Source organism: Paraburkholderia sp. SUR17, assembly GCF_029536165.1.
Lineage (GTDB): Bacteria > Pseudomonadota > Gammaproteobacteria > Burkholderiales > Burkholderiaceae > Paraburkholderia > Paraburkholderia kururiensis.
Window position 1 is genome coordinate 2,593,520 of sequence record NZ_CP120509.1, and the last position, 12,736, is coordinate 2,606,255.

Below are 12,736 nucleotides of genomic sequence, written 5' to 3' on the forward strand. Positions count from 1 at the left end.
TCATGGCACCGGGATATCAGGCTGAATTGTGCACACCATGGCCGCACGTGTCGCGCAGCCGCCGCACTCGCTGCCCGATCGCGCCCCCTGCCACGACTACCTGCTGAACAGGCCGACGGAGTTTTGTATGGAGCCACTACTTGCATGAAAGCTGACGATAACCACACAAATCAAGACGGTAAGATCCAGACAAAAGGACGGCAGGCGACTTATCTGGAGGTGTCGCGCAACCTCGAGGAACAGGTGCGCAATGGGCGCTATCCGCCCGGCAGCCGGCTGCCGCCACAGCGCGATCTGGCGCTGGAACTGGGCATCAACGTGTCGACGGTATCGAGGGCGTACAAGGAGCTGCAGGCGCGCGGACTGATCGTGGCAAGCAAGCGGCGCGGCTCGATCGTGACCGGCGGTGCGATGCCCGCCGTCAAGACGACGCAGCAGCGCGGCACGAGTGCGGCGGGCGGCGAAACGAACGCGGTGATCGATCTCACCGTCAACCGCCCCGCGACCGGCGAATTTCTCGCGCAGCTTGCACGCACGATGGGAACCATCGCGCGCGACCCGCGCTTCGCGCAAACCCAGGAGTATCAGCCGCCCCAGGGACCGGACTGGGCGCGTGCCGCCGGCGCCCAATGGATAGCGGCGCCCGGCTTCGCGCCGCTCACGGACAATCTCGTCGTAACGAGCGGCGCGCAGCACGGGCTCTATGCGGTGTTGAGCAGTCTGATGGGACACGAAGGTGTGATCCTGTCCGACAAGCTCACCTACTACGGGCTGAAAGCGCTGGCGCCTGTCTTCCAGTTCGAGCTGGTCGGCATTCCAAGCGACGACGACGGCCTGCTGCCCGGACATCTGGAAGACGCGTGCAAGCGGATGCGCGTGAAGGCGATCTTCACGGTGCCGAACCTGCAGAATCCAGGCGTGGTCACGATGAGCCTCGAGCGGCGCATCGCGCTCGTCGACATCGCGCGCCGTCATCACGTCGCGATCATCGAGGACGACGTTTATGGCCCGCTGTTGCGCAAGCGGCTGCCCACCATCGCGAGCCTGTGCCCGGAGTTGACCTTCCATGTGGCTTCGACGTCGAAGATTCTCGCGCCGGGCCTGCGCGTAGGCTATCTGCTGACGCCGCCGCATGGCGCGGCGCTCGCGGCCGAAGCGGTCCGCACGACGGCGTGGATGCCCGCTCCGCTCTCCACGCTAGTCACCACGCGGTGGATCGAAGACGGCACCGCCCAGACCATACTCGAGGCGCAGCGCGCCGAACTGCAGGCGCGCCAGGAACTTGCGCGGGAGCTGTTGCCGAGGGACCTGCTGAAGAGCGACCCCGCGTGCATGTTCATATGGCTGCGCGTACCGGAGCCATGGCGCTCGGACGATTTCGCGGCGAATGCATTGGCGCGTGGGGTCAACACGATGCCCGCGTCGGCGTTCGCGGTGGATCGCCAGACGATCGAGCACGGCGTGCGCGTGAACCTTGCGTGTGCAACGTCGCGCGAAGAACTCGCGCGTGCGTTGGACGTGCTGTCGCGTACGCTGCGCGACCGGCCGCGCGCGCTGTACGGCACGATCTAGGGATGCGCCAGAAGGATGTCTGGCGGCACCGTTCCTGTCCGTCCCGGCGCTGAGCGGCGCGAGCGCGAAGCCGATCGGAATGCGTGCTGCTGGCTACCGCGATGTCGGACGTGATCGACAGGCTGACTGATCCGCCACGGACATACCCTTACATTCAGCTGGCATCCATTTGTCATGTGTCCCCGGTAATATCCACGCATTTTTCCCTTGGCCCTACCATGCTCGCGCTGCTTGCTGCCGCTTTCTACGAAACCGCTCGTCAAGGCAGCGTGACCGCCGCTGCGAAGCGCCTCGACGTGAGCCAGCCCACCATCACCTCGCGCATCCAGCAACTCGAGCGTCATTATGGCGTCGAGCTCTTCTATCGCCGCGGCAATCGTCTCGACTTGAGCGACATGGGCGCCGCGTTGATGCCGATGATCGGCCAGATGCTGCAGATCAAGAACGACATCGACTTCGCGCTGCGCAACGAACAGGAGTTGCGCACCGGCACCTTGCGCGTCGGCACGACGGGCCCGTTTTATATCCTGCCTTCGATAGCCGCGTTCCGACGTCAGTACCCGGGCGTCAGGATCAATATCGAAATTGGCAACTCGCAACAGGTGCTCGACGCACTCGCCGATTTTCGCGTCGACATTGCCGTGTCGTCGCAACTGAATGACGATCCGCGCTTCGTGCGGCGCACGATAGCGAACGACCCGCTCGTCGCTGTCGTGCACGCCTCTCATCCGTTTGCATTGCGCGACGCGATCTCGCTCGCGGAACTGGCCGGACACGCCCTGTTGCTGCGCGAATCGGGTTCCCGCACACGCGCACTCATGGAGCACGTCCTGAAGCAGGCGGGCGTCGACCTGCCTCCGAACGCGATCGAACTGGGCAGCCGCGAGGCGGTGCGCGAGGCAGTCCGGTGCGATATGGGCTGCACGCTGATGCCGCGCGGCGAAGTGGGCGCGCATCCGGATCTGCGCGCGGTGGCCATCGTCGACGACATGCCGTCCATGCACGAGTACCTGTATTACCTCGACGCGCGTGCCGGCACGCGGCTCATCTCGGCATTCATCGCCAATGTCGCGGGCTGCGGCGAACCGGCGTGAGTTTTACCCAGTCTTCCTCAGGCCGAACCCATCGCCGGGTCCGTGATGCTGTCCTTCCCAGTCTCCACACGGCCGGCATAGCGCCGCGCCAGGCCGTTTTCGGCCGTTAGCGTGAAGTCATACCAGCCGCTCGACGCGGCGAGCGTCCAGTACGGCTCAACCTGCATGCCGGCGGGCACGGCGTAGGTCCACGGTCCATCCGTGCGATACGCGTTCGACGTGACGGTCACCTGACTCGTCGCATTGCCGACGTTCATGATGGTCAGGTACACGGCGTCGTTCGCCGGGTCGTAGCAGACGCGGATCTCCGCCGCCGGTCCGCTCGCGGCCTTCGCCACATTGCCCCGAAATTCGCGCAGAAAGCCGTTCGGTGCGAGCACCCAGAGGTCGTAGTTGCCCGCGTCGTCGGCAACCGCCTTCCAGGCGTCCGAAATCTGCTTGCCTGCTTCGACCGTGTAACGGCGGGGCGCGCGGTCCAGATGCAACCTGTCGTACACGTGGAATACCGCGCCCGCCGTGCCCGTATTGCTGAACGTCAGCCAGAGCAGGCCGCCCGCGACGTCGGCATTCGCGCTGGTGTGCAACTCATACGGCAGCGCGCGCGACGGGCGTGTGCCCTGCGGCTGCGTCGGCATCTGCTGCGCACTGGCCACCGGCACAGGCACTGCGCCCAACAGGCTCTGCTGCGTGTTCTGCGCATCGGCCGTAGCCTTGCTCGGCGCCGGCAGCGACGTCGCCGGGCTCGCATTCGGATTCCTGAAGTTGAAGGCCGAGGTCAGATCGCCGCACACCGCACGGCGCCACGCGCTGATATTCGGTTCCTGCACGCCGAAGCGCTGCTCGAGAAAGCGCAGCACCGACGTATGGTCGAACACTTCGGAGTTGACCCAGCCGCCCGTGCTCCACGGCGAGACGACGAACATCGGCACGCGCGGGCCCGGGCCGTACGGGCGACCGTCGGGCGCAAGCGGCGACTCGTCGCCGGGCGGGTTCGGCACGGTGAAATACTCGTACTGCGTGGCCACGGTCGATTTGCCCGCGTACGTCCCGTCCGCGTTGCGCGACGGCGGGTTCGGCGGCGGCATGTGATCGAAGAAGCAGTCGTTCTCGTCGTAGTTCACGAACAGCACGGTCTTGCTCCAGATGTCCGGGTTCGCGGTGAGCGTGTCCAGCAGACGCTGCAGGTAGTACGCGCCTTGCCCCGGCGTCGATACACCCGGATGCTCGCTGTACGCCGCCGGCGACACGATCCAGCTCACCTGCGGCATCTGGCCGGCCGCGATGTCGTCTGCGAGTGCCTGCAGGAAGCCGCCGTCGGGCATCGTGTTGCCGATGCCCTTGTACAGCGGCGACAGCGCTTCCATCGCGGACGAATACGGCGCATTCGGCGAACCCGGCACGGTCTCGTTGACTTTGCGGAAGGTCGCAAAACCGGCAAGCGGATTGTCGGTGTAGTTGTCCGGCATGTTCTGGTAGACCTTCCAGCTCACGCCCGCCGCCTGCAGGCGTTCCGGATACGTGGTCCACGACAGCCCCGTGGCGGACGCGCCGAGACTGTCCCAGCCGTTGTTGTTCACCACCGCCGTATTGGACCCCGTCGGGCCGTTCGTACCGGTCCACTGGAAGATGCGATTGGAGTTCGTGCCGCCGTGCAACGAGCAGTGATACGCGTCGCAGATCGTGAATGCATTCGCCAGCGCGAAGTGGAACGGCAGGTCGGACGGCAGCAGATACCCCATCGACATCTCGCCCTTCGAGGCGGGCCACGCAGTCATCCGGCCGTTGTCCCAGGCCGCATGCGCGTCGGTCCACGAGTGCGCGCCGCCGACCAGCAGCGCGTTGCCCTTCGTGCTGTCGAGATAGAACGGCAGCAAGGTGCGCGCGCCGTCGCCCTGTTGCCAGACGGACGCGCCGCCCGGCTGCGGAATCGTCAGGCGATCGCCGAAGCCGCGCACGCCGGGCATGGTGCCGAAATAATGGTCGAACGAGCGGTTTTCCTGCATGAAGATGACGACGTGCTGGACGTCGTTGATCGTGCCGGTCGGGTTGTGGGCCGGAATCGCGAGCGCGCGCCGGATCGCGGGCGGAAACATGGCGAAGGCCGTGCCGGCAGCAGCGGCACGGAGAAACGAACGGCGGTCGATGAGCGTCATGATCGGGAAAAGAGGTCGTCTCGCAAAGGCGTGCGCGTCACGGCGCGCAGCGCAACTGGGAATTCAGTGAAGGCGACTGCAGCGCGGTCGTGCCGGATGCAGGGCATGGGCCGGCACCAGGCAGCGCGACGATTGGTACCGGTGCGCTCGCCGCGCCGGCACCCGCCAGCGCGGCGTTCGCGTTCGCGTTTGCGTTTGCGGCGCTCGGGGTAGCGTTGTCCGAGGCGTTGCCGCCGCATCCGGCAACAAGCGCACTCAGCCCACCCAGCACGCAGACGGCGAGCACGGTACGGATGCGGCAGGTGCCGCCGCGGCGACGCAGAGGAATCGCGTTCATGTGGGCACTCCGTCAGTGAAGAATCGAGGAGAGCGGCTTGCCCGAGCCCGCGATAGATTGCAGCTCCGCTTCCGTGACGACGCGGTTCCACATCGCAATGTCCGAGAAGCTTTCGACGTTCGGCGCAACGGTCGTGCATGCGCCCACGGTGTAGCCGCCGCTGTAGGCACTGGCCGGCTGGCCGCAGGCAAGCATGTGGTATTGGCCGGTGCCGTCTTCGTTCACGCCGAAGGTCTTGGTGCCGAGGCCCGGCAGCGCGGCGAGCGACACGGTGAGCGGCGTGCTCTGCTTCTGCTCGCCCATCACGGGGTCGAACGTGTACGCGGTGATCGTGCTGCCGACGGTGTCGATCACGAAGGCCGCGTACACCCACTTGCCGGCGGTCACGCTCATCGTCTTCAGGTCGTTGCGCTTCGTGCCGTCGCCCGCGTTGTACTGGATGTTGCAGGTGCCCGACGACGCACCGGACGCCTGCGGGAACAACCCGATCGCAATGCCCGGGTTCTTGCCGCTCTGCCAGTTCTTGTTGGCGAAGACCGGCGTGCCGTAGCTGACGACGTCGCTACACGGCGTCTTCAGCCACATACCGATCGTGAACTGCGGCTGCGTCGCGATATCGGCGTTCTGCACGAGCTTGTAGCCGTCGTAGCCGCTGGCATCGACGGTCTGGGTCGTCACCTGCAACCCCTGCCCGCCGAACGGATCGGTAGCCAGCGAGCCGCCGTTCGCGTCGGAAGCGAACGGGCTCATCGTGCTTGCGTTCTGTGAATCGAGACCCGGCAGCGCGCCGAACGGGTAGTACGACGCGAGGCCGTTCTTCAGCGTCGTCGCAAGCGGGGGCGGCGGTGGGGGTGGCGGGACGAACGCGATCTGCTCGATGCCTGCGACCGACGCGCCGCCAGCTGTCACCACGTAGTCGAAGCTGTAGGTGCCGGCCGCGGTCAGGCCAAGCTGGCTGTCGGTGTAGCTCGTGGTGCCGGCGGGCAGCGTTGCGATCTGCTTGCCCGCACGCCACAGCGTGATCGAGCCGGTCGCGGGCGCCACCCACGACAGCACGAGACTCTGGCCATCGGCGCTCGTGGTTGCGGCGAGCTGCGATACGGGCTGCGCGCCGATGATCTCGCCGCCGTCCATGCCGTAGGCGGACGAGGCCGGCTGCGCGTGGAACTGCGCGAGCACGGTCGGCGCGATGTCGGCAATGCTCGCGTGCTTCTGGAGATCGGCGAGCGACGTGGGCGGCGTGGTGCCGCCGAGCCGGCCGTTGTCGGGCTGGTTCATCGCGACGAAGGTGGTCGATTCGGGCAACAGCGGCAGGCCATCGTTGCCGCCCGCCGCGTTCAACCCGTGGCCGCCCGTGACGACGATCAGCCAGTTTTCATTCGCCCGCTTCGCCGTTTCAGCGACGAGCGCGCCCACGGCCGCGTCGAGCTGCTTCAGCGTGGCCGCGTAGGCCGCCGCACCGAGACCGTAGTTCAATGCCGCGTCCTGCGCCGAGTGGTACTGCGCGACGACGAGCGCGTAACCGTTGTCGATCATCGCGACGCTCTGCTGCGTCACGCAGCTGTCGACCGATTGGCAGTTCGCGAGCGTATCGAGGTTGCCGGCGTTGCGATCGGCCGCGAGCAGCGATGCGAGTCCTGCCGAACCGGCCGCCACACCGAGCGCGCCCGCATGCGCGGCCTTCAGCATCTCGAACGCGGTGGGCGCCTGAAGCGCCTGATTCGGCAGATCCGACAGCACCTGGTGGCGATTGCCCCACGTGCCCGTCAATAACGTGGCCCAGCCGGGCGTGTCGAGATTCGGCTGTTGCGTAGGCGTGCCGTTGACGCCGCCGCTATACGCAGGCGCGGCGTGCAGTTTCGCGAGATTGGGCAGCGAACCGTTGGCGATGCCCGTGGACAATGCCGCGTAAGTGAAGCCGTCGAGTTCGATGACGAGCGCGCGGTTCGCCGTGGGCTGCGCAGGCGTCGTGGAATTGCCGTTGCTATGGTTGCCCGAATTGCCCGTGCCGTCCGCGCTGCTGCCGCACGCACCGAGCACGGCGACGAAGGTCAGCGCGCACAGCAGTCGTGCAAGAGTCGTCTTCTGCATGTATCCCCCAATCGGAATGTCCGGACGTACCCGGAGAACCGTCCGGATTCTGAAGGGGCGATGCGATATCAGTATTTCTTTTTGCGGAAACTTGCCTATATGGATATTAGGCCTTCGTGATTAGCCACATTTCCGGAAGGCACAATATCAAAATGCGTTGTGATCAAAATATTCTGATAGAGGAATCAGTTTATTTTGTAGTCACTATTCGGATTCCCGGCTCAGCCGGAGGTTTGCATATTTATTCACAGCCCCCAATGTTTTTTTGCGAAATTGTCACGGTCGACGCATAAGCTTCGCCGTCGCGGCTAATTCGTCCGTTCTGCTTGGCGTTTTTGTCCACTTTGGGGTGATGGGAGCGAGGGCAGTATCGCCACGCTCATTTACTATTTCTAGAAAATAAGGCATTAACCATGGAAGCGAATCGTTTGCGAGCGTTGACCCTTGCTGTTCGCAGCGCTGTTGCTGCATCGGTCCTGCTCGTATCTCTGGCTGGCTGCAACGGCTCTAGCAATGACACGCCTGCCACTGCGCAGGCCGCGACGAGCATCGACAAGATCCAGAACGTTGTGGTCGTCTATCTGGAAAACCGCTCGTTCGACAATCTGTTCGGCAACTTCCCCGGTGCGAACGGCATTGCTAATGTGTCGGTTTCGAACGCCCAGGTCAATTTCGACGGCAAAACCGTGCTGACGAAACTGCCTGCCGTCTGGGGAAGTGAGACCGATCCATCACTGGGTCTCGTCAGCACCTTGCCTAATGCGCCTTTCCGCCTGGACGCGGCGCCGATCAACAGCACCATGAGCGTGGTCGGGCCAGACCTTGTCCATCGCTTCTATCAACACCAGATGCAGATCAATGGCGGCGCCAACAACATGTTCGCCACCTACTCGAACCGCGGTGGCTACGTCATGGGCTACTACGACGGTTCGAGCTTGAGCCTTTATAAGCTCGCCCAGCAATACACGCTGGCCGATAACTTTTTCCAGGGCGCGTTTGGCGGCTCCTTCCTGAATCACCAATACCTCGTGTGCGCCTGCGCCCCAACCTACCCCAACGCGCCGGCGAGCGAGATTGCGACCGTGGACGCCAGTGGCAAAGCGCTTCAGATCGATCCGACCTCACCGACCAGTGCGAATCAGGGGCAAGTCAAATTTGTTCACGATGGCTCAGTGACCCCCGACGGCTATGCGGTCAATACGATCCTACCGCCCTATCAGCCAAGTGCAGCGCCCTCGGCGCCCGGGCAGGATGTACGGCTGGCCAATCCCGCTGGCGACGCCTACGAGGGCTCCGCCGTGCTGCCGCCGATCGACTCCAGCAAATTCACCACCATCGGCGACACGCTGACCACGGCAGGCGTTAATTGGAAATGGTATGCCGGTCAATGGAACAATGCGCTGGTCGAAGGCCTCACCGTACGTGACAGCAAGAACTACAAGCTGATCTGGACGGAAACGCCGGGCCAACCGGATTTCGAGCCTCATCATCAGCCATTCAACTATTACAGCCGCTTCGACCCGACCACGCCGCAGGGGCAAGCCGAACGTGCAAACCACCTGCAAGATGCCACGAACATGCTGAGCGATGCGGCAAACGGAACCTTGCCTGCCGTGTCGTTCTATAAGCCCGCGGGCAACCTGAATGCGCACCCCGGCTACTCCGACGTGCAAAGTGCCGATGCCGACCTCGCCAACGTGATAAGCACGTTGCAGAAGAGTCCGCAATGGGCGCATATGGCGATCATCGTGACGACAGACGAATTTGGCGGCTTCTTCGACCACGTCGCACCGCCCGCGGGCGATCGCTGGGGCCCCGGCTCACGTATTCCTGCCGTCGTGATCTCGCCTTACGCGAAGAAGGGTTATGTCGACCACACCTACTACGATACGGCTTCAATCCTGAAGTTCATTACCAGGCGGTTCAACCTGAAGCCATTGGCGGGCTTCCGCCCAGCCACGGGCGATCTGACCAACGCGTTCGACTTTACTCGAGCGCCTTGATATTCGATCAAGGGGTCTGCATGGTGACGCGTCCGTTGCAAAGCAACTGGGAACGTAGTCTCAATGGACACTGAGCCGTCGAGGGCGCTCTGGTCAGCCTTCGGGCCCGGCTGAACTGGCTGTGCGAGGGGCCGGTGCGATTCGGTGCACCGGCCCCTCGTGTCGGCCTTGCAGCGCCTTACGCTCTAGTCAGGATGCCGGACTTTGATCCAACGTTTGTCGTACTCGATGAAACAAGTCGTCGATGGCCTCGCGTTTACTTTTGAGTCGAGGCGGTATCGTCGGTCGGGGCGCGGCCGGAAGCGGACAGCCGACTTCAGCTTCTCTATCGTTGACAATCAGCGCTTTGTAGTGGCAGCTTTTGATGAAACTGATTTTCCAGGTCTGCATTCGACAAGTAGAACACATGGACAAGAGCGCGCTCCACCTGGCCCATGACCGACGAAGTGCCGCGCTTCATCTTGGAGAGGCATTTCGCAAGATTCGTTTGCCTTGCTGGCGTGGCAGCATGCGCCTCGATGTGGCTCTCTTGTGTCGTAATTCGGAAACCCGCCCTGCCGAAGCTCGGGGGCACCACATTTTGCTTAAGAACCCGTTGGAGCGTTGCCACCAGCGCGTTACGATCGCAGAACGCTCAATATCTGCTTTATTCAGTAAATTGCTCACATAAAACACCACTACAAATCAACATCTTGCGTCGAAATTCAATCAACTCCACCTTTTGCTTTATTTCCGCAAATTATTACGTGTTTTTGGTTTATTCAGCGTCTACCGCACCGGGCCACACACTTAACCTGACGATCAACTTATGGCTTACTTTTTGTCTGCTTTTGCTTTATTCGACAAGCGTGACGAATAAAGCGAAACTTGACGCTAGAAGTCGGCTATCGCTTTAACGCAAGTCTGGTCAGCTATCGGTTGACATCGGTGCCCCCAAAAAAATTTCGTACAAGCAGGTACTGACGATGTTCTGGACTACCCTCGAACAACATCAGCCCGGCACGCTCCACGATGTTGTACGGATTGAAAGAAAGCCCCTCAATTTCGTTATCCCGCCGTATAGCCGGAACACGTTATTGCGGAATAACGCCATCACCGACCAATCGACTTCGACAGCGCCTTGCAAAAAGTATCGGCCAGCGGACTGCCCTCGCCTGCACGCGCGACCACCGCGCGACCACTACACGCCGGACTGACCGCGCGGCGCCGGCAACGTCGCGGCGAATTCCGCGATCCGCCTCCTCAGCCAGCCGTGCGCCGGGTCCTGGTCAAGGTGATGTGGCCAGACCATCGTCTCGACCACGCGCGGCATATCGACAGGCACGTCTCGCACCACGACGGGCAGATGCTGCGCAAAGTGCACGGCCATGCGCCAGTGAAGCGTCGCCACGCGCTGCGTTCCCACTACCAGGTAACCGAGCGTGCTGAAGTTGTCCACCGTCGCTTCGATGCGCCGCTGTTGCCCGTAGCGCGGCAGGAACCAGTCCTCGAACGTCATGCTGCGTGCGTCGCCGAAACGCACGGCTACGTGCCCGAGCCCCACGTAGTCTTCGAACCTCATTGGCTGATCCGCCAACACGTGTCCCGACCAGAGCAGACACGCATGCTCGTCCTCGAATAAAGCCTCCTGAGGAAAAGGCAACGGCCGCGCGTATTGCTGCGGCATGACGAGCAGGTCGACCATGGCCTGCTCCATCGCGCTTTCCAGCGAAGCCGGCGGATTGCGGATGTCGAGTACCACGCCTGGCGCTTCAACGGCCAAGGTCTGCATCAGCCCAGCCAGCAGCACGGTCGTGACGTAGTCCGACGCACCCACGCGGAAGCGGCATTGCGCCTGTGCCGGATCGAACCCGGTGCGGTACGCAAGCGTTTCTCTCGCCTGGCGCAGCGTGTCGCGCACCGGCTGGACAAGCGTCTGCGCGAGAGGACTCAGCACGAGCCGGCGTCCCACCGGCATCAGCAACTCGTCACCGAAGTGATCGCGCAGGCGCCCCAACGCGGCGCTGGCTGCGGATTGCCCCACGTGCATGCGGGCCGCGGCGCGCGTGACATTGCGTTCTTCCAGCAACGCCTCCAGCGCAATGAGCAGATTGAGGTCGAATCGATCGAGGCGCATGAAACACCGTAGGTGGAGTAACGGAGAGCCTCCAAAGGTATCGATAGCGTTGATGCAAATCAACGATAAGAAGTGTTTTTCTTTGTAGCTGCACCTTCCTAACATCTGCTCCTGCACCCATCCGGTCACGGCACCGGACAACAACAAGACCGCTTCCAGACGGCGGTCCACCATGGAGACGCGCATGAGCACCCCCGACACGCCCGCAGGCCGGGCCGTCCTGACCCTGGCCCACGTCATCGGCATGATCGACATGGTGGCCTTGCCGCTGTGGGTTGGCGCTCTGATGCAGCACCATCGCTTCCCTCCGGCTCAGGCGGGTCTCACCGTCACGCTGTTCATGCTCGGCGCGCTGGTTGCCAGCGTCATCAGCGCGCGCCTCTTCAACCGCCTTGCGCATCGCCTCGCGACGAGTTGCGGCTTTGGTCTCGCAGCTGCGAGCTTCGCGCTGGCAAGCTACTGGCCGATGGCGCCGGAAAGCTTCGCGGCCGTTGCGCTCTGTCACGCCAGCGCAGGCTTCGGCGTGGGAACGGCCCTGTCGTTCACGCACGGGTGTATCGGGCGCAGCGCCAATCCTCATCGCATGTTCGGCCTCGTGAATGCGGCCATGGGGCTCTTCGCCCTGCTGTTCCTCGGCATCATGCCGGGCTGGATCGCAAAGGGAGGGTCCACCTTCCTCTTCGAAATCTTTGCGGCCCTGATGGTTTTCGTGGCACTGGTGTCGTTCGTCGCGTTTCCGAAAGTGCCTCGTGCCGACACGGCAACTACGCACGAATCGTCCACGCAGGTACCGGCCGCTGCGCGGCTGCTGATCGGCGTGGTGATCTGCCTGACGCTCACCCAGGCCATGGTGTTCAGCTTCATGGAGCGCATCGGTATCGCCCACGGCTTTGGCGCAGAGAAGGTTCACGGCGTGCTGATCGTGATGGGACTCGTCAACCTGCTGCCGGGATTGCTCGCGGCCTGGTGGCAACGGCGCGTCTCGTCGGTAGCGGTGGGCGCGGCCGGGCCCATGGTGCAGGCCGCGCTCGCCCTCACGCTGTCGAACAGCGCCACGTTCTGGCCTTACGCCATCGCGTCGTCGCTGTTCGTGTCGGTCGTGATCTTCACGCACACGTTCCTCTTCGGCCTCATGAACCGGATGGACAGCACGGGCCGCGCTGCCGCGGCCACCCCGGCGATGACGATGGCGGGCTCCTGCATCGGTCCTGCACTCGGCGGTGTCGTGGTGCAGACCGCCGGCTACGCCGGTCTTGGCGCGGTGGCATGCGCCATGGCGCTGCTGGCCGTCGCGCTGATGTCGCAAGTGCGCAGCCAGATGCGCCACCGCGCAACGCTCGCGGGCGCGCAAGCCTGAACGACAAGGAGAC

Annotated in this window: 8 protein-coding genes; 4 read left to right on the plus strand and 4 right to left on the minus strand. The window is 63.5% G+C overall.

What is annotated here, in order from left to right:
- Positions 1–144 precede the first annotated feature (144 nt).
- Both P2869_RS28800 and P2869_RS28805 read left to right on the plus strand, forming a co-directional pair.
- Positions 145–1,572, plus strand: coding sequence for a PLP-dependent aminotransferase family protein (locus P2869_RS28800; protein WP_277598731.1), 1,428 nt, complete (start codon positions 145–147; stop codon positions 1,570–1,572).
- A gap of 101 nt (positions 1,573–1,673) precedes the next feature.
- Positions 1,674–2,666: a LysR substrate-binding domain-containing protein gene (locus tag P2869_RS28805; protein WP_346833753.1), complete on the plus strand. Its 993-nt coding sequence runs from the start codon at positions 1,674–1,676 to the stop codon at positions 2,664–2,666.
- Between the two features lie 17 nt (positions 2,667–2,683).
- Here P2869_RS28805 and P2869_RS28810 read toward each other — a convergent pair whose 3' ends face one another.
- The 3 genes from P2869_RS28810 to P2869_RS28820 are packed head-to-tail and all read right to left on the minus strand — an operon-like array spanning position 2,684 to position 7,247.
- On the minus strand, positions 2,684–4,819 hold the full coding sequence (locus P2869_RS28810) for a phospholipase C, phosphocholine-specific (RefSeq protein ID WP_277598732.1): 2,136 nt from the start codon (positions 4,817–4,819) through the stop codon (positions 2,684–2,686).
- Between the two features lie 37 nt (positions 4,820–4,856).
- The gene (locus tag P2869_RS28815) at positions 4,857–5,156 is read right to left on the minus strand and encodes a hypothetical protein (RefSeq protein WP_277598733.1); all 300 of its coding nucleotides are present in this window, start codon (positions 5,154–5,156) and stop codon (positions 4,857–4,859) included.
- A gap of 12 nt (positions 5,157–5,168) precedes the next feature.
- On the minus strand, positions 5,169–7,247 hold the full coding sequence (locus P2869_RS28820) for a hypothetical protein (RefSeq protein ID WP_277598734.1): 2,079 nt from the start codon (positions 7,245–7,247) through the stop codon (positions 5,169–5,171).
- Positions 7,248–7,660: 413 nt separating this feature from the next.
- Here P2869_RS28820 and acpA point away from each other — a divergent pair, with 413 nt between their 5' ends.
- Positions 7,661–9,250, plus strand: coding sequence for an acid phosphatase (acpA, locus tag P2869_RS28825; RefSeq protein WP_126879073.1), 1,590 nt, complete (start codon positions 7,661–7,663; stop codon positions 9,248–9,250).
- Positions 9,251–10,430: 1,180 nt separating this feature from the next.
- Here the strand turns inward: acpA and P2869_RS28830 are convergent.
- Positions 10,431–11,366: a LysR family transcriptional regulator gene (locus tag P2869_RS28830; RefSeq protein WP_017774911.1), complete on the minus strand. Its 936-nt coding sequence runs from the start codon at positions 11,364–11,366 to the stop codon at positions 10,431–10,433.
- 184 nt (positions 11,367–11,550) lie between these two features.
- Between P2869_RS28830 and P2869_RS28835 the strand changes: the two genes are divergently transcribed.
- Positions 11,551–12,723, plus strand: coding sequence for an MFS transporter (locus P2869_RS28835; protein ID WP_277598735.1), 1,173 nt, complete (start codon positions 11,551–11,553; stop codon positions 12,721–12,723).
- Positions 12,724–12,736 lie beyond the last annotated feature (13 nt).

Bases quoted from the DNA above. Each gene is read 5' to 3' on its own strand.
- P2869_RS28800 (WP_277598731.1), top strand. From the start codon at position 145: ATGAAAGCTGACGATAACCACACAAATCAAGACGGTAAGATCCAGACA.
- P2869_RS28805 (WP_346833753.1), top strand. From the start codon at position 1,674: ATGTCGGACGTGATCGACAGGCTGACTGATCCGCCACGGACATACCCT.
- P2869_RS28810 (WP_277598732.1), bottom strand. From the start codon at position 4,819: ATGACGCTCATCGACCGCCGTTCGTTTCTCCGTGCCGCTGCTGCCGGC.
- P2869_RS28815 (WP_277598733.1), bottom strand. From the start codon at position 5,156: ATGAACGCGATTCCTCTGCGTCGCCGCGGCGGCACCTGCCGCATCCGT.
- P2869_RS28820 (WP_277598734.1), bottom strand. From the start codon at position 7,247: ATGCAGAAGACGACTCTTGCACGACTGCTGTGCGCGCTGACCTTCGTC.
- acpA (WP_126879073.1), top strand. From the start codon at position 7,661: ATGGAAGCGAATCGTTTGCGAGCGTTGACCCTTGCTGTTCGCAGCGCT.
- P2869_RS28830 (WP_017774911.1), bottom strand. From the start codon at position 11,366: ATGCGCCTCGATCGATTCGACCTCAATCTGCTCATTGCGCTGGAGGCG.
- P2869_RS28835 (WP_277598735.1), top strand. From the start codon at position 11,551: ATGAGCACCCCCGACACGCCCGCAGGCCGGGCCGTCCTGACCCTGGCC.